Here is a 21,404-nt window from a genome sequence, read left to right as displayed (position 1 = left end):
TCAGTTGGCGCATAAAAAACATACACAAACAGAGTGCCTAAATATTTATTTCTTTATCGTTAAGGATTAATGAATTTCTTAAAACAGTTAAGCGTTGAACTTTAGGTTCGACTCTGTTTTAAACGACGAGGATGATAAGTTAATAAGGCTTAAGTATTCAATAATAATTATAAGAAATGCTGAAATATATGTGAATAGAATTGTAGGGTAAAGTTGGTTGTGAACAAAATGTTTATTTTGAGATTGTGTAAGAAGATATTAATGCTTTAGGTTTTGCATTTTCGCGTCAATAAAAAGGCGGTTAGATATTATTTTGACATTTGTCGATATTTTGGCGGGCAATATTTATGTCAGCATTTACATATTGATTATTAATGATGATTTTGTGTTGCAAATCTGTTTGTCTTTGATTTTCATTGTTTTTTGTGCGCTATATCTTGTGGTTTATTTAATGTTAAACATTGGTGGTTAAATTTTGTCACTATTTTAAAAGTATCGATGGTGCATTTTTATCATTGTCATATATTATTTTACAAATATATTTGGTATAAGTCAGTCCTAAGTTATATGTATCACTTTTTTGCGGTTTTTCTTTTAGAACTTTCATGGTTGATAGCAATTTATTCATATAATTCGGTGATACCTTAAACTTTGTTGCTGGTCACATTTCTTATCGATGATTGCACTAGAACACGTTTTAACCTTATTTAGTTGAGGGCATATCCTTAGCCATTGTCAATGTGGATACTCATTGTGTGTAGTTCTCTATTGCTGGCTTTGATATTACATGCGGAAATATATCTTCCGCATTTCGCTTCCGCATTTGTTTTTACTGTTCTTAATGGCTTGAGTTATTTATTGCTCATTCATCTAGATGGATAAGTAAGTGGTAATAGATTTTATATACACTCAAACACAAAGACTTATAGGTCTAAATTAAGGTGTTATTTAATGTACTGTAAACGAAAGGGAGTTAGTGAGTGGGTGGCCTAAGTATACGGATTGAAGGGTTAAACATATCTGCGGAACTTGCATGCAAAATAACACATGAGGATTTTTATCTGTGGAGTGATGCAATGGAATTACCTTGGCTCACTATCGTTAACTTGTCGGATTGTAGTCCTTGTGATGTGAAGTCTTATCTTGCCCGTTTTCCTGGCCGTAATATCGTCGCGTTATTAGCACCAGAGCAAGGTGAGTTGGCAGCCGCTGCCATGCGAGCTGGCGTACAGGATTATCTATTAATTCCCGTAGAAACTGAGCAGTTACTTGCCTCAATTCAACGATTACACCGCTTAGAGTTACCTGATTCTAGTTTGGTTGTCGCGGCTTCTGTTAGTCGACAATTGTTGATGTTGGCCCATCGCGCCGCAACCACTGAGGCCAGTGTTTTATTATTGGGTGAAAGTGGTACTGGTAAAGAACCGCTTGCTCGTTATATTCATCGCCACTCCTCCCGTTCACATAAGCCTTTCGTTGCGATTAACTGCGCTGCCATCCCTGAAAGTATTCTAGAGTCCGTTCTCTTTGGGCATGTCAAAGGTGCCTTCACTGGTGCCATTTGTGATAAGGCTGGAAAATTTGAGCAGGCCAATGGCGGTACTTTATTACTCGATGAAATTGGTGAAATGCCCTTGCCGTTACAGGCGAAGTTACTTCGGGTGCTACAGGAGCGTGAGGTCGAAAGACTCGGTGGCCAGCATGTTATACCACTGGATATCAGAGTCATTGCCTCTACCAATCGCGACTTAAGACAAGCCGTGGAGTTTGGACATTTTAGGGAGGACTTGTTCTATCGATTAGATGTTTTACCTCTGAAAATTAAGCCTTTAAGAGAACGAAAGGCTGACATCCTGCCTCTAGCTGAACATTTCTTAAATTTATATGGCCAATCTGATTGCTCAAGTCGCTGTTATTTCAGTGAGCACGCAAGACAAGTGCTCGTTAACTATGATTGGCCCGGAAATGTAAGAGAGCTAGAAAATTGTATTCAACGTGCATTAGTGATGCGTAGAGGTCAGGCGATTCAAGTTGCGGAACTCGGGTTAAACATTCAAGAAGAAATGCTTGAGTTGGAGCCTTTAGGCGCCTCAGATGGGCTTAAAGCGTCAAAACAACAGGCAGAGTTTCAATATATTATTGATGTACTTAAACGTTTTAATGGGCAACGCACGTTAAGTGCAGAGGCGCTAGGGATGACGACTAGAGCCTTAAGATATCGCCTCGTACAAATGCGGGAAGCGGGTATAGATATCGAAATGTTATTAGAGCAAGCGGGTCGAGCAGCTTAGAGCAATCAAAAAGTAATAGGAATGGATTATGTCTAATGGAGCGATTGTTGGCTCAAATATGTTAATGGAAACCTTAAACATTCATCGTGAAGTGGCTAAAGGGGCGATCAACATCACTTCAAACCCTGCCGATAATGGTATGGCTTATGGGTCATTCACTGACTTGATTAAGAGTAAAGTTTCTGCCGTTAACCAAGATCAGAACCAATCCTCTATGGCGATGGCGGCTGTCGATAGTGGAAAAAGCGATGATCTCGTCGGTGCTATGGTGGCTTCGCAAAAAGCCAGTTTGTCATTTGCGACTATGCTCCAAATTCGTAATCGTCTTGTGCAAGCATTTGACGATGTAATGAAGATGCCTATTTAAGGAATTGTGTGAATGTCTACCACTTTTGTTCAATCAGGTCAGGATATTACCGGGACTGAATCTTCGTCAGGATTCATTGCTGGCATGACCCAAAAATGGCATCGTTTTAACCGTGGTGATCGTCAGGTTATCGCCTTAGCTTTACTTGCGGTGGTTGTCGCCAGTGTCATAGTGTTGATGTTATGGACTGCTACTGCAGGGTATCGACCTTTATATGGCAGCCAAGAAAATGTCGATACTTCTCAAGTGTTAAATGTCTTGGATGCAGAAGGCATTGATTATCGCCTCGAGGCTAATACTGGGGCAGTCCTCGTTGCAGAAGAGCAAGTCGGTAATGCGCGTATGCTTTTGGCCGCAAAAGGGGTAAAAGCGAAAGTACCTTCGGGTATGGAGGCACTCGACAATACCGCGCTCGGTACGAGCCAATTTATGGAACAAGCTAAGTATCGCCATAGTTTAGAAGGTGAATTAGCTCGCACTATCATGTCGTTAAAGTCGGTCCGTGCCGCAAGAGTTCATTTGGCGATACCTAAACAAACTCTGTTTATCCGCCAGGAGCCTGAACTGCCGACGGCTTCCGTCATGCTACAGCTAGACCCGAATACTCGACTCTCTGAAACACAAGTTGAGGCTATTGTTAATTTGGTTGCTGGCAGTGTGACTGGACTAACGGCCAGTAATATCAAAGTTGTCGATCAAGATGGTCGATATTTAAGTGAGAACATTTCAGGCAATCAAGACCTTAGCCAGTCTAGAAACAAGCAGTTACAGTACACGCGTGAACTTGAGAATAGCTTAGTGGCTAATGCCGCCTCTATGCTCGAGCCTGTGCTTGGTCAAGATAATTTCCAAGTGCGGGTGACTGCAAAAGTAAACTTCAATCAGGTGGAAGAAACTAAGGAGTCACTCGATCCGCAAAATGTCGTGACTCAAGAGCGTACTAGTGTCGATGATTCAAGTAATAGTATTGCCGCGGGAATTCCCGGAGCTTTAAGTAATAAGCCACCCCAAGCAGGCAAAGAGGCGACGAATGATAAGACCCGTAATTTGAAGCAGGAAGAAAGTCGTCAATATGACGTTGGTCGTTCTGTGCGTCATGTTCGTTATCAACAAATGCAGCTCGAAAACCTCTCAGTTTCAGTGCTTATTAATAGTGCTACGGGTCAAGGAGCATTTAATGAAGAGGCCCAACTGGTTAAGTTTGGCAATATGGTTAAGGATGCCATCGGTTTTTCGGCGGCGAGAGGTGATAGTTTTACCATCAATGCCTTTGAGTTTACCCCAACCGTTACTGCCGAATTTACGCCGTCACCTTGGTGGCAATCAGAAAATTACCAAGCTTATTTACGCTACATCATAGGCGGCATCCTTGGCTTTGGACTTATTTTGTTCGTATTAAGGCCGCTGGTTAAGCACTTGACCCGAACCGCTCAAATTACTGCGCCTAGAATTGAGCCCGTTGCATTAAGTGCCGCTTCCGCTGCTGCACTCGATGGGCATTCCGCCGAAACTTTACCAAATCAAGCACATCAGTTACCGAGTGCCGACTGGCTAGGCAGTCAGGGTTTACCCGAGCCCGGCTCACCTTTGACCGTTAAAATGGAGCATTTAGCCTTGCTCGCAAACAAAGAACCCGCGCGTGTTGCAGAAGTGATAGCTCATTGGATAGGCGATAAAGACGGTGAATAATTCAATCGAAATTAAGATGGACAATTACGCCCAAGCGGCCATGTTATTACTGAGTATGGGAGAAGAAGGTGCTGCCATGGTCATGGCACATTTGGATCGTAACGATGTGCAACACTTAAGCCATAAAATGGCGCGGTTATCGAGTATTACCCAGCAAGAAGCAGAGGCAGTACTCAGCCGTTTTTTCCAACGCTATAAAGAACAATCGGGTATCGCTAGAGCCTCACGGTCCTATTTGCAAAAGACGCTCGATATCGCTTTGGGAGACAGAGTCTCTAAAAGTCTTATCGATAGTATTTATGGTGATGAGATTAAAGTGCTCGTTAAGCGTCTCGAATGGGTTGACCCACAATTACTTGCCCGTGAAATCACCCATGAGCACTGCCAGTTGCAAGCGGTATTGTTGGGATTATTACCACCAGAAAGTGCCGCTAAAATTCTGAAAATGTTGCCCACTGATAGCCAAGATGAGGTGCTCGTTCGTATCGCGCAACTTGGCGAATTGGATCGTAACGTTGTTGAGGAACTGCGAGAACTGGTTGAGCGTTGTATGTTGATGGCAATGGAGAAAAGTCACACGCAAGTGGCGGGTGTCAAACAGGTTGCTGATATCCTCAATCGCTTCGAAGGCGATAGAGAACAACTGATGGAAATGATCAAACTCCATGATAAGCAGATGGCGATCGATGTCACCGATAATATGTTTGACTTCATTATTCTTGGGCGACAAAAGCAAGAAACGTTGCAGACCTTATTAGGACAAGTACCTTCTGAAACCTTATCGTTAGCATTAAAAGGCATTGATTTTGAATTAAAAGATGCCTTGCTCAATGCCTTGCCTAAACGTATGTCGTCAGCGATTGAAACACAAATAGAAGCGTTAGGAGGTGTACCTGTTAGCCGAGCGAGTGGGGCGCGTAAAGAGATAATGGAACTGGCGAAGCAATTAATGCAAGAAGGTGAAATTGAATTGCAGCTATTTGAAGAACAGGTCGTTGTTTAATGGAAAACAAGCATTCTCGTTGGCGTCTAAATACCAATCTCGCTCGTCGTTATCGTTTTCCTGCATTACACGATGCGGTTGAATCAAATTCCGATGCGGGCAGTGATTTTCAAAGTTATCAACAAGCATTCGATGAGGGTTATGACGAAGGTGTTATTCAAGGTAAGAGTGCGGGTTATGAGGCTGGCATAGAAGAAGGACGTATTGCTGGACATGCAGCTGGTTTTCATCAAGGTCGGTTAGATGGGCAGTCAGCGGGTAGAGCATCCATCGATGAGCAGCTCAACAGTTTACTCGTACCGCTAGGTGCCTTGAGAGAACTACTCGAAGACGGTCATGCAAAGCAGGTTCGTGAACTGCAAAATTTGATCCTTGAATTAGTACGCCGAGTGTCACAACAAGTGATCCGCTGCGAGCTAACCCTGCAGCCACAACAAATACTTAAACTCGTTGAAGAAACCTTGAGTGCGTTGCCCGATGATCAAGCGGATATCAAAATCCATTTAGAGCCGAGTGCCGTGACTAAATTAAAAGAGCTCTCGGAAGATAAAATCCGTGGCTGGAATCTCATCGCTGATAGCAGTATTTCAGCGGGCAGTTGTCGAATTGTGAGTGATAAATCCGATGCAGATGCTTCAGTCGAGACACGACTCGATGCTTGCATGAAGCAGGTTGAAACCAAGTTGAATGAGGCTGAGATTGGAGTCTGATGTATTTCATGACGATTGGCCTCAGGTTCCAGTTGCAAGGGTTTATGGACGTCTTATTCGAGTCAATGGTCTATTGCTTGAGGCTGTTGGCTGTCAGCTTGGCATGGGGGATCGTTGCCAGATTGAAGGGCGAAATGGTCGTTTAATTGAGGCTGAAGTCGTTGGCTTTCATCGGGACGTATTGTGCCTTATGCCGATTGAGCCTACACAGGGCTTGATGCCAGGTGCCAGAGTGCTGCCTATTACGGATGAGCAAACAATTGCTATTGGTGATGGTTTGCTTGGCAGGGTGCTTGATGGACTTGGACAACCACTCGACTTACTGGGCGATTTAACCAGTGTTTCACAAGTCCCGCAATCTCACACGAGTTACAATCCTTTGCTGCGCCAGCCTATTCGGCAGCCGCTAGATGTCGGTATTCGCGCCATCAATAGTTTGTTGCCCATTGGTAGAGGCCAGCGACTCGGGCTCTTTGCGGGCTCGGGTGTGGGTAAGAGTGTGTTATTAGGCATGATGACTCGTTTTACTGAAGCAGATGTCGTGGTGGTTGGCTTAATTGGGGAGCGTGGCCGTGAGGTCAGGGAGTTTATTGAAGAAACACTCGGTGAAGAAGGGCGTAAACGGGCTGTGATTATTGCTGCCCCTGCAGATACCACACCGCTCATGCGATTACGTGCAATGCGGTTATCCCACTCCATTGCCTGTGCTTTTAGAGATCAAGGTAAGCAAGTGTTGCTATTAGTCGACTCATTGACTCGTTATGCTCAGGCACAGCGTGAAATCGCCTTGAGTTTAGGTGAGCCTCCAGCAACTAAAGGCTATCCGCCATCGGCATTTGCACAGTTACCTAGATTGGTGGAAATGGCGGGCAATGGTGAGCATCCGACGGGAACGCTAACCGCGTTTTATACCGTATTGGCCGAGGGCGATGATCAGCAGGATCCCGTTGCAGATGCAGCGAGAGCCATTTTAGATGGCCATATAGTGCTAAGTCGTAAATTAGCCGAGCAAGGACATTTCCCTGCGATTGATCTTAATGCGTCTGTGAGTCGCTTAGCCATGCACATAGCGACCTCTAGCAGTATTGAACAGAGTCAGATCTTTAGACATCTTTTGAGTCGTTACAATGAGGTCAGAGACTTATTACCTTTAGGTGGCTACCAAGCGGGCCAAGATCCAGAAATGGATCTTGCTGTGCGAGTGTATCCAGAAATGGCACGATTTTTACGCCAGACCACACACAGTAAAGTCAATCTGGCTGAAAGTTTAGTGCAATTGGAACAGTTGATGGGAGTTATGGGATATGAGCCAGCGTCATCTCTCTAAGTTACGTGTTCAAGCTGAAAAGAAATTAGCGCAGTTAGGGCAAAAACGCGATGATTCCAGCCTAAGCGTTCAACTAAATCAACAACAAAATCAAGCCTTAGCCCAAATGATATTGACTTATCGTGGTGCGAAAGAGGGCTCAAATGTTTTGCTCTGGCAAAATTCCGCAAGTATGGCACAAGTGTTAGAGCCTATGCGGGTGAAGTTAGCTCAAAAGGAGGTCTTTCTACAACAGGAACAGCTGCGTATTGATCGCCTATGGCGTAAGCAATTAGGGCGTCAGCAAGGTTTGAAGTGGCTTGAAAAACAAACACATATACAAGAGCAAGCACAAGTGGCGCGCCGTGAACAGGCTGTTGTTGATGATATGGCGGGTTTCTATTACAAGAATAAAGGCCAATAAGCGCTGTGTCATTACAGCTGAGAGCCACCTTTTAAACTATGTCCCATTAGCGAGGGCTTTGGTAACTCTCAATAATTCAGTTTGATTAGCGTTTGGCACCGTAATCAATTTCATGGTGTTGGCCATCTTGATTCAGGATACGGTTAATCGTTTCTTGCTGTATTACGAGCAATCTGCCGTTGGTTTCATTGGCTGTTTGGCTATCTTTAACTAACAGCTGCAAGTTGTCCCATGACATTTTTATTTGCGGTCTTAGGTGATCAGGTAGCGCCGTGATTAAGCGTCTCATGCCACTATTGTCACTATTAAAACCTAGTGTCGCGAGATTTTCGCTTCGCTGTTTGGCTCTCAAAGCCAACTTGTTACACAGTGCAGTTTGACGCTCGTTATGGGCTAAGAGCGCATCATTATCCCTGCGTTGCATTAATTCACGTTGGTGCTTAAGCATTGATTTTAATTGACTATATCCCTCAAGATCTTGACGAATATCGCGAATTAAACTTTGAACAAGTTCGCGTTTATTTACTTGACTATTATCCATGCTGTATCAATATCTTATCTGCAATTTTATCTAAGCTCAGCTCAAAGCTGCCATTACTTAAAGCCTGACGTATAGCAGCAACTTTATCTGTGTCAACGTCGGAGATGGTATGTAACTCTTTCTGGGTTTGTTCTAACAATTGCCAGTCGTGACTAATATCTTGTCGTGTTGGCGTTGATAGATTTTCTGATTCAACGGGCTTTCTGGGCGTATTAGCGCTCTTACTCGTGCTGAACTCAGTGCTCAAGGCACTGCTAATTTTATTAATTTCCATAGATGTTCATCGTCATAAATGGCTAGATATTAGATATAGGCGACCTAAATAGGATAAATCTAAAATAAATTTTTAAATTTATTCTAAGGTGGCTTAAATGTTAAAAACGGGTTTCAACTCTCCCCTTAGCTATGGGGTAAGCGGTAATGATTTTCCCTGAACTACTATTCCTCACTCTAATGGCATCACCTTGTTTACCCGCATCCATAGCAATCCCAATCATATTGGCATAAAAGGTGGCACTGACTGCTTCAATAATCACTTCATCTCCTATGCTCACGAGTTCTGGTGCACTTAAATTGCTTGCTCTTATGGGTTTGTTTTTGATTATTTTTCTGGCAACCGCTTGCCCTAAAATGTGTTTTTCATCAGTAATAATGTCTTGATCTGACGCAGTTAAGGGCAGCATTTGCCATTGTAGATTTTCTGATGTGACAACTTCATCTCTCTTAAGCGTTTTGTTGGCAACAGGAATGTAGGCGCTGAGAGCAACCTTGGCCCGAACATAGAGTGACCAGCCTTCAGAGGCACAGCTTATTTTTCGTTGGATCCGACCGAATGGGAGCCCTTTAGCAGCCTCGACTTGGAGCGCCGTGCTACACGTTTTTAGCTTGGCTGTGCTGGAAGGAATGTGCAGTGTGATTTTTTTGCTGACTTTTTTTATCTCTTGCGATTGTTGCCACTTAGCTATCTCTGCGGCTACGGAGTTTGTCATTTGCTGAGATATTTGTTCTGTCGCCGTGATCTTCCCTTTCGCGTGCACATTGAGCGGAAGTAACCCTATGCTCAGTAAGAAAGTGAGGGAAAAGAACTTTCCGTATATCAATAGCGATTTCATTTAACCAACTGTTTTATATGGATAAGTATATTGGCATGCTAATTGTAAGCTGCTCGACCATCTAAATTAATTACGCATACAGTACTAGGAGTTGAGATGGCTATCAACCTTGATAAAGCATTAGGAATACATCCTCAGATACTCGATTTTAGAGTGGAGAGAAGCAAGGTATTAGCGAGTAATTTAATCAATGCCGAAACTCCGGGGTACAAAGCGAGAGATTTGGATTTCAAAGCGGCCATGAAGCAAGTTGAAGCAGGCATGCAGATGAATCAAGAGTACAGCCTCGCTTATCGCATGCCTTATCAAAATTCTGCCGATGATAATACCGTGGAACTCGGTAAGGAACAGGCAAGATATTCACAGAATGCGATGGATTATCAAACGAGTTTGACATTTTTAAACATGAAAATAGCCGGTCTAAAGTCTGCTATTGAAGGTCGTTAGGAGCCTGTATGTCATTTGGCGATATTTATCAAATAGCGGGTGCTGGCATGAATGCTCAGACCATACGTTTAAATACGGTCGCGAGTAACTTAGCTAACGCTGGAACTGCCGCCGAAAACCCTGAGTCGGCCTATCGAGCATTAAAACCCGTATTTGCGACTATTTACGATGCGACTCAACAAGGTGCGATTGGTGCTTCGATTGAAGTGAGTGACATAGTCCAAGCGGATGCCCCATTGGATATGCGTTATGAGCCGAATCATCCCTTTGCCAATGAACAAGGCTATGTTGCTTACTCTAATGTGAACACGATTGAAGAAATGGCTGACATGATGGCGGCAAGTCGTTCATTTGAAACCAGTGTTGAAATCATGAATCGTGCGCGTTCTATGCAGCAAGGTTTATTGCAACTAGGGAATAAATAGCAATGGAATTGGCTCGCTCTGGTAACAACTCGATTCAGAATCCTGCAGGTGCATTAGCGGCACCAGGGAATGATGCTGCGTCATTAAAGAATGAATTTATGACCTTAATGATCGCGCAAATCAAGAATCAAGATCCCACTAAACCGCTTAACAGTGCTGAGTATATCTCTCAATTAGCGCAGTTTTCGCAGGTCGAAAGTTTAGAGGGTATGCGGAAGAATCAATCAAGCCAAATGGTCATGATGGAAAATTTGGGCATAGTACAGTCGGCATCTTTGATTGGTAAGAATGCCATGGTGCCTGTGTCTGAGTTTCAGCTCGATGGTGAAGCGGTTGAAGGCAAAGTGTATTTAGAGAATGCAGCTGAAGGCTTAGATCTTGAAATTATCGATGCACAAGGTCAGGTCGTTAGCACTATTCAACTCGGTGCTCAGGATGTTGGTGATGTTCGGTTCTCTATCGATCCTGCTGAGCTGGGGTTGCCTGCAGGCCAATATGAAATCAAAGCTAAGGCGACACTAGGTGAAAATAGTTTAGTTGCGCCAACGTATATTAAGGCACCGATTGAGAGAATCCATTTCTCCAGTGCATCCGGCATGATGATGGCTGAAATGGGCCATGGTGTTGGTGTTGTTTCTGTGCTCAATATTTCTGAAGTTTCGTAAATTATTTTTATAGGATATTAAGATGTCATTTAACATAGCTTTAAGTGGTTTACAGGCGACGACTCAAGACCTCAACACTATCAGTAATAACATTGCTAACGCATCGACGAGTGGGTTTCGCGGTGGCCGTAGTGAATTTGCATCCATTTATAATGGTGGTCAGGCGGGTGGCGTTGGCGTGATGTCAACGAGCCAAAACTTCTCTAAAGGTGGCAGCTTAACTTATACCGGTCGTCAGCTTGATATGGGGATCCAAGGCGAAGGCTTTTTTGTTCTCAAGGGGAATGATGGCGGCGCCATGTATGCTAGAGCAGGGATGTTCCATAAGGACAATCAAGGCTTTATAACCGATCCAGTCGGTAATCGTTTACAGGGATATTCTGTGAATGCGACGGGAAGATTGCAAACAGGTAATGCGGGTGATTTACAGGTACAAACGGCTTCTTTAGCGGCCAAAGCCACAACGAATGTCAGCATGGTTTCAAATCTCGATGCGAGAGTCGATGTTATTCCTCCAGCTGTCCCAGCCGTGCCATTTGATCCTAAAAATATTGATAGTTATCACTCTATTGGTACCACCAGTGTCTACGACTCTTTGGGTACTGAGCATGTGGTGACTCAGTATTATGTAAAAACAGCGCCGAATGAGTGGACGGTTAATTACACCTTGGATGGGACTCTTCTGCCAGACCAAACAACATTAAAATTTGATTCAAAAGGCATTTTAGATCCAACTACGACAAAGGATACCTTCGACCTTACATTGGGTAATGGGGCATCACCGCTTAAATTTGATATCAATTTTGATAAAAGCACTCAGTATGCCGCCAAATATAACAACTCCAGCTTATCTCAAGACGGTTACACCTCGGGTGAATTGAAAGGTGTGCGTCTGGATGACAATGGTATGTTGTATGGCACTTATACTAACGGCCAAGATCAATTACAGGGTCAGGTCGTCCTCGCAAACTTTAGTAATCCCAATGGTTTATCTGCCGTGAGTAACAATGCTTGGGTGGCTACAAATACCGCTGGGCAAGCGATTATGGGGGCGCCATCTACAGGCACTATGGGCACTGTAACTGGGGGGTATTTAGAGGGCTCGAATGTGGATACCACTGCTGAAATGGTTAACCTCATGTCGGCTCAGCGTAACTATCAGTCCAACGCCAAAGTTCTTGATGTGAACTCGACTATGCAACAAGCATTACTTAATGCCATTTAAGAAGAGACACTGACATGGAGAAGATGCTTTATACCGCCGCCAGTGGTGCAGTTCGTATTCTTGAGGCGCAAAGTATTCGCGCGAATAACTTGGCTAACGCTGAAACTGCAGGATTTAAAGCCGACCTTGAGCGCGTTAATGCAGTGCCTTTAGCTGTTCAAGGTAATAGTTTGAACACAAGGGTTATGGCACAGACTGAGAGTAGTGGTTTTAGCCAGCAAAGTGGGGTGATCAATCCTACGGGCCGTTCATTGGATTTAGCGATCCGCGATCGTGGCTTGTTCAGTGTGGCTGTTGACGGTGCAGAAGCTTATACCCGTTCGGGCGCAATCGAGACAAATGCCGAGGGGCAACTGACTATCGATGGCCGACCTGTATTAGGTGTTGATGGGCCGATAGCGCTGCCTGAGCATAAAGATGTCTTTGTGGGTGAAGACGGCACAGTCAGTGTTTTACCCTCCGAAGGCGGGATCATTGAGGAAGTGGGCCGATTAAAGCTAGTGAATCCTGACTTTGCCTTAATGCAAAAGGGGCAAGATGGGTTGCTCTATCGTCGTGATGGCCAAGCAGTGCCACAAGATGAAGGTGTGTTAGTGGATAGTGGCTTCCTTGAGTCGAGTAACGTGCAGGCCGTGTCAGAGCTTATTGCATCTATGGATTTGAGTCGTCAATTTGAGATTCAAGTTAAGTTAATGAAAAGTGCAGAAAAGCTGGCCGAGGCTGGTAATCGTCTGCTGGGCAATATTTAAGGATTATTGGTATGCAATCAGCGTTATGGGTAAGTAAAACCGGCCTAACAGCACAAGATACGAAAATGACTGCGATTGCCAACAACTTGGCAAACGTGAATACCACTGGTTTTAAGCGTGACCGTGTTGCGTTTAATGATCTGTTTTATCAGGTTCAACGTCAGCCAGGTGGACAGGTTGATGCACTGAATAATCTGCCATCGGGTCTGCAATTAGGTGCAGGAACGAGAGTCGTTGGTACTCAAAAAATATTCACTACTGGGGATATGCAAAATACCAGTCAGCAGTTGGATTTAGCGATCGAAGGTCATGGTTTTTTCCAAGTAGAAGAGCCAAATGGCGATCTTGCTTATACCCGTGACGGTCAGTTTTATCGCAGCAGCGAAGGCATGATGGTCACGTCACAAGGTTTACCTTTAGTGCCCAATATCGTGATCCCTGAAGATGCGCTAACCGTTACCATTGCTAACGATGGTGTAGTCACAGCGAAAATGGCGGGTGAAGCTGAACCTCAAGATTTAGGTCAAATCACGCTTGTTAACTTTACTAATCCAGCAGGGTTAGAAGCTCGAGGTGACAACCTTTACCGTGAAACTGCTGCATCGGGTGTGGCGGTTGAAGGTGTGGCGGGTGATCAAGCTTTAGGTGCTTTAAGACAGGGGGCGCTAGAGGGCGCAAACGTCAACGTGGTGGAGGAAATGGTCGAAATGATTTCCACGCAGAGAGCATATGAGATGAATGCCAAAGTTGTGTCAGCCTCAGACGATATGCTCAAGTTCCTCAATCAATCGGTTTAGAGAGGCAATCATGCGTTGGTTATGGTTTTTATGGTTTGCACTGTTATCGGGTTGTATGTCGCATATTCCAGATAAGGAGACTAAACCTGGCACTAAAGAGTGGGCACCGCCTGAGATTGACTACAGCCTGCCAGATGCAAAGGATGGCAGTCTTTATCGTCCCGGTTTCATGTTGACACTTTTTAAGGATAAACGTGCTTTCCGTGAGGGCGATATTTTAACCGTCGCGTTAGATGAAAAAACCTATTCGAGTAAGAAAGCGGATACCAAGACCAACAAAGAACAAGATATGGGTATGGGACTTGCGGGCAATATTGGTGATAAAACGGCCAATGCTGACGGTAAGGCCTCTTTTTCGAGAGGGTTTAATGGTGCAGGCTCAAGTACACAGCAAAACCAGTTATCAGGTTCAATCACTGTGACTGTTTCTAAGGTTTTACCTAATGGTACCTTGTTGATCCGTGGTGAAAAATGACTGCGATTGAATCAGGGCGATGAGTATTTACGCTTACTTGGCATTATACGTGCTGATGATATAGGTAATGACAATACGATATCGTCGCAACGTATTGCCGATGCCCGAATTATCTATGGTGGTCAAGGCGCTATTGCTGACAGTAATGCTATGGGATGGGCTTCTCGCTATTTCAATAGTCCATGGTTCCCGCTCTAGCAAAGGATATTTTGATGCTACGTTGTTTATTATTGTTACTTTTGGCTACTGGTACACTGCAAGCGGAAGAGCAAAGCCGCTACTTGATGGATATTGTCGATGTGCAAGGTCTGCGTGATAACCAACTCGTGGGTTATGGCTTAGTCGTCGGGTTAAATGGGACGGGTGACCGCTCTCAAGTTAAATTTACCAGTCAATCTGTCGTCAATATGCTTAAGCAGTTTGGTGTACAGATTGATGATAAAACCGATCCTAAGTTAAAGAACGTCGCCGCCGTTGCTGTGCATGCGACTATTACTTCTCTGGCGAGCCCAGGACAATCCTTAGATGTGACGGTTTCATCCCTTGGTGATGCAAAAAGTCTTCAGGGCGGAACCTTATTAATGACGCCTCTTAGGGCTGTCGATGGTGAGGTTTACGCGGTAGCGCAGGGCAACTTAGTTGTTGGCGGTATTTCTGCCGCTGGTCGTAATGGATCATCTGTGACTGTGAATGTGCCAACTGTTGGCACTATCCCCAATGGTGCCTTACTTGAGGCGCCAATCAAAAGTAACTTTAGTGATAATGAAGACATTATATTAAACCTTAAGGATCCCAACTTTAAAACTGCCCGAAATATCGAACGGGCTGTTAACGAACTATTTGGACCCGATGTTGCACGTGCGCAAGATCATGCCAAGGTTCTGATACACGCGCCTAAGTCGAATCGAGAGCGTGTGACTTTTATGTCAATGCTTGAAGAACTCAAGATTGACCAAGGCAGACGTTCACCTCGAATCGTGTTTAATAGTCGTACTGGCACAGTGGTATTAGGGGGAGATGTTGTGGTTCGTAAAGCCGCTGTGAGCCATGGCAATCTGACAGTGACTATTGTTGAACGGGAAAACGTGAGCCAGCCTAATGGCGCTTATCTTGGTAATGCCGCAGGGGAAACCGTGGTGACGAATGATAGCCAAGTATTAGTCGAGCAAGGTAACAAACGTATGTTTGTTTGGCCCGAGGGCACGGCAATTGAAGAAATCGTGCGTGCCGTAAATAGCTTAGGTGCGACACCAATGGACTTGATGGCAATTCTAGAAGCTTTGGCGGAAGCGGGCTCTTTAGAAGCTGATTTGGTGGTGATTTAATGAAAGTTGAAAATACGGGCGGTTACTTAAATAAGCTGAATGCCGATGATTTGATTAAGGCGAATGGCGAGCAAGGTGCACTTAAATTAGTCAGTCAACAATTTGAGGCGCAGTTCCTGCAAACGGTACTTAAGCAAATGCGCTCAGCCACCGATGCTATGGCCGATGAAGATAATCCTTTAACCTCCAAAAGCAATAATGGCCTTTATCAAGATTTACATGATGCGGAATTGGCCAGTCGTTTAAGCCAAGTCAATGGTATGGGCTTGGCTGACGTGATGACTAAGCAGCTATCACGTTCATTTCAGTCTGAGAAAGATCCGGTCGCCTTTGATCCTCAACAGATGACAACAACAGCGATGCAGCCTGCACTTATTATGCGGCCCGTTGTGAAGGATTTTAAATGAGCATGTTGAACATTGGTAAGTCTGGCTTATTGGCAAGCATGGCCGCATTGAATGCAACCTCAAATAACGTTGCTAATGCTATGGTTGCAGGCTATTCACGTCAGCAGGTGATGTTAAGTTCGGTTGGTGGCGGTGCTTATGGCTCCGGCGCGGGCGTGTTTGTTGATGGTGTTAGACGGATCTCTGATCAATACGAAGTCGCGCAGTTATGGCAAACCACGAGTGCTGTTGGTTTTTCTAAAGTGCAAAGTAGTTATTTGCGTCAGGCTGAACAAGTATTTGGTGCCGAAGGGAATAATATCTCCAAAGGCCTAGATCAATTATTCGCAGCCCTCAATTCATCTATGGAACAACCTAATCTCATTGCCTACCGACAAGGTGTACTTAATGAGGCTAAAGCCGTTGCCCAAAGAGTGAATGCAATCAACGACAATATTGATTCGCAACGTAATCAGATCAATGGACAGCTTGGTTCATCCGTAAAAGAGATCAACTCACAACTAAATATTATTGCCAGTTTCAACCGCGACATTCAGGCGGCGAGTGTGACAGGAACTATTCCCCCTGCACTGCAAGATAGTCGAGATGCTGCAATTGATGACTTAGCTGCGATTTTAGATATTCGGGTTGTTGAAGATAGCCAAGGCATGGTCAATATCTCGCTGGCCCGAGGTGAGCCGCTATTGACGGGAAATACTGCTGCTAAGTTAACGAGTAATCCCGATCCTACCAATCCTAAGAACGATTTGGTGACTATCCAATTTGGTGCTAGCCAGTTTAATGTTGATGAAACCGCTGGTGGCAGTTTAGGTGCCTTGCTTACGTACCGTGATGTGCAGCTTGCGGATTCGCAACAGTACATAGATGAATTAGCGGTCATGTTAGCGACTGAGTTTAATTCTATTCTTGCTTCAGGCACTGACTTAAATGGTGCGACACCGTCACAGGATTTATTTACTTATCAAGCTAATAACCCAGGAGGAAGCTTATCTCTAACGGCAGGTTTTACGCCTGATAAACTTGCCTTTGGTAAAGATGGCACCCAAGGCGATAACGCAAATTTAAAAGCTTTAGTACAGCTTGCGAATAAAGAACTGAGTTTTACTAGCCTTGGCAGTAATACAAGCTTAGCTGAATCCTTCTCCAGCAAGGTTGGCCAGTTAGGTTCTGCTTCTCGCCAAGCGATTTCATTTGCTAAAACCAGTGTAGATTTGCAAAAAGATGCGCAGTCCCAATGGGCGAGTACCAGTGGTGTAAATCCCGATGAAGAAGGGATTAATTTGATCATCTATCAGCAGTCATATATGGCGAATGCGAAGGTGATTTCCACCGCAGATCAACTGTTTCAAACTATGCTTAGTAGCTTTTAAGGACTTTATTCATGCGTGTAACAATGCAAAATTTATACACTAACAATTTAAACAGTTTGCAGAACACGACCTATGATGTGGCACGTTTGAATCAAATGCTCTCTAAAGGTGTTTCAATACTATCGCCTTCGGATGATCCTATTGGTGTTGTTCGGGTGATGGATAATCAGCGCGATTTAGCACTAGTACAGCAATATGTTAAAAATATCGATTCCTTAAGTACCAATATGAGCCGTGCTGAAACCTATTTATCCAGCATGGTTGAGACGCTGCAGCGGATGAAAGAAATCAGTATTGCGACTAATAGCTCGAATCTCTCGAAAGAGGACAGAGCATCCTATGCTTCTGAAATGGAAGAACTCTTAAAGGGGTTAGTGGACAATATTAACGCTACCGATGAGTCGGGTAATTATCTCTTTTCCGGTAATGCGATTGAGAAAGCTGCGGTAGTTAAGGATGCGGCTGGGCGATACGTCTACCAAGGTGATGCTAGCGAGAGAACGGTACAAACGTCTAGCTCTTCATGGACTACGGCTAATGTCACCGCCGAAAAAGTCTTGTTCTCCAATGCTGGTCAAGATATTTTGAATCAAGCAATGGACTACATTAACGTATTAAATGATCCAAGCTTATCACCAAGCGATCCTGCTTTTAGTGCGGCCGCGAGTGGAATACAAACAGCGTTAAGTGAAACCTTAGATAGCATAGGTGCAGCTATTACCGATTTCGGTGGCAAGCAAAATAATCTCGCGTTAGTTAAAAGCTCCCATGAAGAAATGGTGTTGTTTAGTAAACAAGTGATAGGTGAAACGCAGGAGCTCGATTATGCCGCTGCCACTGCCGAGTTCAATGTCAAATTAACCGCATTAAAAATTACCCAGCAAACTTTTGTACAGATAAGCCAGCTGTCCCTTTTCAATCATATGTAGGTAATGAGTTAAATGATCAAAGGGATAGGTGAGTCACTTAGTCAGTTACGTCAAAGTCAGACGGTAACGTCTCATTATGTTGCTCCGATATCAGGTGTGCCCCGCAGTGCACCGAAAGCGAGGCCCATACCTAAGCATAGATTGGAAGCCTATGGACGTTGGGCCAAGGTGACTCAAGAGCAACATAATATTAGTGCATCGCAAGTGGTGTTACAGAGCTTGATTTCTGCCAAGAGTATCCTAGGTCAACTGAACAAACAGCTACAAACCTGCTTGTTCAGTAAAAACACCGTTGTTGAAGATGCATTACATAAAGCGGAGGAGTGTCGAAGACAATTAATCGAGATTAGGCCTTATTACCAAGGAAAGCGTTTACTCGATCATCACTTGAATTTGATTTCAGCATCCCAGCCTGCGGCATTACATTTTTTTAGGTTCCGACGAGTTGATCTCACATCACCTAAGAACCGTGATGAGCGGATTACGCTTTTTACTGAGAAGCAAACATTACATTTGCTTTTACCTGCCAATAAAAATCGCTTAGAGCTACAAGATATCATAGAGCCTGTTTTAGCTTCGATTGGGATAAGTATCGACCGCTTATCGACCAATGACACAGTGTTTACAGCACCGCATGAGACTTGGATGAAGCTCAATGGGGGGATTTTAATGGTCGGCGAAGGGCAAAGGTTGCCTGCGGGTGAGCCGAGGAATATACCATTAGAAGAGAAATTTAGTTGGCAGGATCCCCGTGAATGGAATTTTACGGATACTGAAAAGTTAAAAGTGACATTGGCTAAAGTGTCAAAGGTAGATAAAAAAGTCACAGTGCAAATTGATGATATTAAAGCATCCCACCGTTTACTACTGGTGAAGGTTAAGCAATTGACCGCATCTAGTCAGCCCAAATTTGAACTCCAGCATTTGCATAAATTTATGCAACCCTATCCTTTTGCCTATCAAGTAACATCTTTGATGGCGCAGGGAAATACGAACCGCGAACAGGTTAGCGCTCTGCTGCTCTAATTTTTGAAGCGAATCCTAAGTGTGATTATTTAATTTTTGAAAATAAGCTATTTGGCTTCAGTGAAGAGCTTTTCATGTCGCCTTAATTAGTTATGCCTGGATTCAGGCCTAACCAAAACAATCGTTATTTTCTGGAGAACTACTATGTTAGGTGTTCATACTAATTACGCTTCAATCGTTGCGCAGGGTGCTGTAAATAAAAGCAATAACCTTTTAACTAATGCTATGGAGCGTTTGTCGACTGGTTTACGTATTAATAGTGCATCTGATGATGCTGCTGGTCTGCAAATTGCTAACCGCATGAGTGCTAACGTAAAAGGTATGGAAACGGCTTCACGCAATATTTCTGATGCGACCTCTATGCTGCAAACCGCTGATGGTGCGTTAGAAGAATTAACGACCATTGCTAATCGCCAGAAAGAATTGGCTACTCAAGCCTCTAACGGCGTTAACTCTGCGGCTGATTTAACGGCATTAAATGATGAGTTCACGCAATTGAACGCCGAAATAACGCGTATTGTAGAAAATACCACTTATGCTGGTAATAAATTATTCGATACTGGTGTATTGACCTCTGGTACGGGCGTGAAATTTCAAATTGGCGCCGGAACAACGGAGACAATGGATGTTAAATTAGGCGCAATTCCTAAAACTGTCGCAGGTACTTTAACAGGTGGTACCGCCAATGCTGCGATTGCCCTTGTGGATACCTTCTTAGCCGCTGTGGGTACTGAGCGTTCTACCTTAGGTGCCAACATTAACCGTCTTGGCCATACTGCCGCTAACTTAGCGAGCGTTACCGAAAACACTAAAGCCGCTGCAGGGCGTATTATGGATGCCGACTTTGCGGTTGAATCTGCCAATATGACCCGCAATCAATTATTAGTTCAAGCAGGTACAACGGTACTGTCTTCAGCTAACCAAAATACGGGTTTAGTGATGGGGTTACTGCGCTAATGTTATTCAATTAGTCAGTGTTAGTTTTAATGCCAGTAAGCTTAGCTTGCTGGCATTTTTTTATGGTGTGCATGCCATTTCAGTCTAGTTTTTACAGTGCTATACACTCTATTTTTTAAATATCGATTTTAGTTGTGGGCTTGTGTAGTCGCTTTAGTTAGTTATGCCTGAACTCAGGTCTAACCCAAATGCTCGTTATTTAATGGAGAACTACATATGTTAGGTGTTCACACTAATTACGCTTCAATTGTTGCTCAAGGTGCTGTTAACAAAAGCAATAACCTATTGACTAATGCAATGGAGCGTTTATCGACAGGTTTACGTATCAATAGCGCATCTGATGATGCTGCTGGTTTGCAAATTGCTAACCGCATGAGCGCTAACGTTAAAGGTATGGAAACCGCTTCACGTAATATTTCTGATGCGACCTCTATGCTACAAACCGCTGATGGTGCGTTAGAAGAATTAACTACCATTGCTAATCGCCAGAAAGAACTCGCCACTCAAGCGGCAAACGGTGTGAACTCTGCTGATGATTTAACGGCTCTGAATGATGAGTTTACTCAATTAAACACCGAAATTACCCGTATTCTCGATAATACAACTTATGCCGGTAATAACTTATTCACCAAGTTGGAGGCTGGTGTTACCTTCCAAATTGGTGCCGGAACGGGTGAAAAATTGGTTGTTACAACAACATCCATAGATGATGCAGCGCTGGCTGCTGGTGATTTAACTACTGGCGCGAATGCGGCAATTGCCCTTGTTGATACTTTTATCGCAGCAGTCGGTACAGAACGTTCTACACTAGGCGCCAACATTAACCGTCTTGGACATACTGCAGCTAACCTTGCCAGTGTGACTGAAAATACCAAAGCTGCCGCTGGACGTATTATGGATGCCGATTTCGCGGTTGAATCTGCCAATATGACCCGCAATCAATTATTAGTTCAAGCGGGTACAACGGTACTGTCTTCTGCTAACCAAAATACAGGTTTAGTGATGGGGCTACTGCGTTAATTACGCCGAATTGAGTTAGTTTTAAGTGCCAGTAAGCTTAGCTTGCTGGCATTTTTTATGGCGTTTTGTGGATGCCATTTAAGTCTGTTTTTATAGAGGTGATCCCATCTATTTTTAAATAAGTTTTAGTTTTGCGCTGTTGCT

General features: G+C 44.0%; 23 protein-coding genes and 1 pseudogene. 21 read left to right on the top strand and 3 right to left on the bottom strand.

Going from position 1 to position 21,404, the window contains the following annotated elements; translation table 11 throughout:
- Positions 1-980 precede the first annotated feature (980 nt).
- From L5M37_RS20810 to L5M37_RS20780, 7 genes are read left to right on the top strand one after another with little or no spacing between them, the layout of a single operon-like run.
- Positions 981-2,291, top strand: a complete 1,311-nt coding sequence (locus L5M37_RS20810; RefSeq protein WP_113940835.1) for a sigma-54 dependent transcriptional regulator — start codon at positions 981-983, stop codon at positions 2,289-2,291.
- Positions 2,292-2,319: 28 nt separating this feature from the next.
- Positions 2,320-2,658: a flagellar hook-basal body complex protein FliE gene (gene fliE / locus L5M37_RS20805; protein WP_263201745.1), complete on the top strand. Its 339-nt coding sequence runs from the start codon at positions 2,320-2,322 to the stop codon at positions 2,656-2,658.
- Between the two features lie 12 nt (positions 2,659-2,670).
- A complete protein-coding gene (fliF, locus tag L5M37_RS20800; RefSeq protein WP_168825889.1) occupies positions 2,671-4,347 on the top strand; it encodes a flagellar basal-body MS-ring/collar protein FliF in 1,677 nt (558 codons plus the stop codon).
- 16 nt (positions 4,348-4,363) lie between these two features.
- Positions 4,364-5,350 carry a flagellar motor switch protein FliG gene (locus tag L5M37_RS20795; protein ID WP_251073491.1) on the top strand — a complete coding sequence of 329 codons (987 nt, stop codon included), beginning with the start codon at positions 4,364-4,366 and terminating at the stop codon, positions 5,348-5,350.
- A complete protein-coding gene (fliH, locus tag L5M37_RS20790) occupies positions 5,350-6,060 on the top strand; it encodes a flagellar assembly protein FliH (protein WP_263201744.1) in 711 nt (236 codons plus the stop codon). Before L5M37_RS20795 ends, fliH begins: the two co-directional genes overlap by 1 nt.
- Entirely contained in the window at positions 6,038-7,387 is a 1,350-nt protein-coding gene (locus tag L5M37_RS20785; RefSeq protein ID WP_263201743.1) for a FliI/YscN family ATPase, read from the top strand. Before fliH ends, L5M37_RS20785 begins: the two co-directional genes overlap by 23 nt.
- Positions 7,365-7,790: a hypothetical protein gene (locus tag L5M37_RS20780; protein ID WP_168825887.1), complete on the top strand. Its 426-nt coding sequence runs from the start codon at positions 7,365-7,367 to the stop codon at positions 7,788-7,790. Before L5M37_RS20785 ends, L5M37_RS20780 begins: the two co-directional genes overlap by 23 nt.
- 85 nt (positions 7,791-7,875) lie before the next feature.
- Here L5M37_RS20780 and L5M37_RS20775 read toward each other — a convergent pair whose 3' ends face one another.
- The 3 genes from L5M37_RS20775 to flgA form a co-directional block, all read right to left on the bottom strand.
- Positions 7,876-8,331, bottom strand: a complete 456-nt coding sequence (locus L5M37_RS20775; protein WP_028761850.1) for a flagellar protein FlgN — start codon at positions 8,329-8,331, stop codon at positions 7,876-7,878.
- The gene (gene flgM / locus L5M37_RS20770; protein ID WP_113940828.1) at positions 8,324-8,605 is read right to left on the bottom strand and encodes a flagellar biosynthesis anti-sigma factor FlgM; all 282 of its coding nucleotides are present in this window, start codon (positions 8,603-8,605) and stop codon (positions 8,324-8,326) included. Before flgM ends, L5M37_RS20775 begins: the two co-directional genes overlap by 8 nt.
- Positions 8,606-8,705: 100 nt before the next feature.
- Positions 8,706-9,443 carry a flagellar basal body P-ring formation chaperone FlgA gene (flgA, locus tag L5M37_RS20765; RefSeq protein ID WP_131523391.1) on the bottom strand — a complete coding sequence of 246 codons (738 nt, stop codon included), beginning with the start codon at positions 9,441-9,443 and terminating at the stop codon, positions 8,706-8,708.
- A 96-nt stretch (positions 9,444-9,539) separates the two neighbouring features.
- Between flgA and flgB the strand changes: the two genes are divergently transcribed.
- The 14 genes and pseudogenes from flgB to L5M37_RS20695 all read left to right on the top strand — a co-directional run bounded on the left by flgB (position 9,540) and on the right by L5M37_RS20695 (position 21,260).
- Positions 9,540-9,890: a flagellar basal body rod protein FlgB gene (gene flgB, locus L5M37_RS20760; protein ID WP_263201742.1), complete on the top strand. Its 351-nt coding sequence runs from the start codon at positions 9,540-9,542 to the stop codon at positions 9,888-9,890.
- Positions 9,891-9,898: 8 nt separating this feature from the next.
- Positions 9,899-10,315 carry a flagellar basal body rod protein FlgC gene (gene flgC, locus L5M37_RS20755; protein WP_113940825.1) on the top strand — a complete coding sequence of 139 codons (417 nt, stop codon included), beginning with the start codon at positions 9,899-9,901 and terminating at the stop codon, positions 10,313-10,315.
- 2 nt (positions 10,316-10,317) lie between these two features.
- Positions 10,318-10,980 carry a flagellar hook assembly protein FlgD gene (locus L5M37_RS20750; RefSeq protein ID WP_263201741.1) on the top strand — a complete coding sequence of 221 codons (663 nt, stop codon included), beginning with the start codon at positions 10,318-10,320 and terminating at the stop codon, positions 10,978-10,980.
- Positions 10,981-11,002: 22 nt separating this feature from the next.
- Positions 11,003-12,205: a flagellar hook protein FlgE gene (gene flgE / locus L5M37_RS20745; protein WP_113940823.1), complete on the top strand. Its 1,203-nt coding sequence runs from the start codon at positions 11,003-11,005 to the stop codon at positions 12,203-12,205.
- Positions 12,206-12,219: 14 nt separating this feature from the next.
- The gene (locus L5M37_RS20740; protein ID WP_263201740.1) at positions 12,220-12,954 is read left to right on the top strand and encodes a flagellar basal body rod protein FlgF; all 735 of its coding nucleotides are present in this window, start codon (positions 12,220-12,222) and stop codon (positions 12,952-12,954) included.
- Between the two features lie 11 nt (positions 12,955-12,965).
- Entirely contained in the window at positions 12,966-13,751 is a 786-nt protein-coding gene (gene flgG, locus L5M37_RS20735; RefSeq protein WP_006083393.1) for a flagellar basal-body rod protein FlgG, read from the top strand.
- Between the two features lie 10 nt (positions 13,752-13,761).
- Positions 13,762-14,424, top strand: a pseudogene (gene flgH, locus L5M37_RS20730) (flagellar basal body L-ring protein FlgH).
- 14 nt (positions 14,425-14,438) lie between these two features.
- Entirely contained in the window at positions 14,439-15,551 is a 1,113-nt protein-coding gene (locus tag L5M37_RS20725; protein ID WP_113940820.1) for a flagellar basal body P-ring protein FlgI, read from the top strand.
- On the top strand, positions 15,551-15,958 hold the full coding sequence (locus L5M37_RS20720) for a rod-binding protein (protein WP_113940819.1): 408 nt from the start codon (positions 15,551-15,553) through the stop codon (positions 15,956-15,958). Before L5M37_RS20725 ends, L5M37_RS20720 begins: the two co-directional genes overlap by 1 nt.
- Positions 15,955-17,328, top strand: coding sequence for a flagellar hook-associated protein FlgK (gene flgK / locus L5M37_RS20715; protein WP_113940818.1), 1,374 nt, complete (start codon positions 15,955-15,957; stop codon positions 17,326-17,328). The genes L5M37_RS20720 and flgK overlap by 4 nt, the downstream gene beginning before the upstream one ends.
- A gap of 11 nt (positions 17,329-17,339) precedes the next feature.
- Positions 17,340-18,257, top strand: coding sequence for a flagellar hook-associated protein FlgL (gene flgL, locus L5M37_RS20710; protein WP_263201739.1), 918 nt, complete (start codon positions 17,340-17,342; stop codon positions 18,255-18,257).
- Positions 18,258-18,269: 12 nt separating this feature from the next.
- Positions 18,270-19,283 (top strand): hypothetical protein, encoded by a 1,014-nt coding sequence (locus L5M37_RS20705; protein WP_263201738.1) that lies wholly within the window; start codon positions 18,270-18,272, stop codon positions 19,281-19,283.
- 144 nt (positions 19,284-19,427) lie between these two features.
- Complete coding sequence (locus L5M37_RS20700) at positions 19,428-20,240, top strand: flagellin (RefSeq protein WP_006083386.1); 813 nt, start codon at positions 19,428-19,430, stop codon at positions 20,238-20,240.
- Positions 20,241-20,456: 216 nt separating this feature from the next.
- The gene (locus tag L5M37_RS20695; protein ID WP_263201737.1) at positions 20,457-21,260 is read left to right on the top strand and encodes a flagellin; all 804 of its coding nucleotides are present in this window, start codon (positions 20,457-20,459) and stop codon (positions 21,258-21,260) included.
- Positions 21,261-21,404 lie beyond the last annotated feature (144 nt).

The organism is Shewanella sp. SM69 (assembly GCF_025653985.1).
GTDB lineage: Bacteria > Pseudomonadota > Gammaproteobacteria > Enterobacterales > Shewanellaceae > Shewanella > Shewanella oncorhynchi.
The sequence above is the reverse complement of the archived record's forward strand: the minus strand, read 5'-3'. Positions and strand labels throughout refer to the sequence as shown.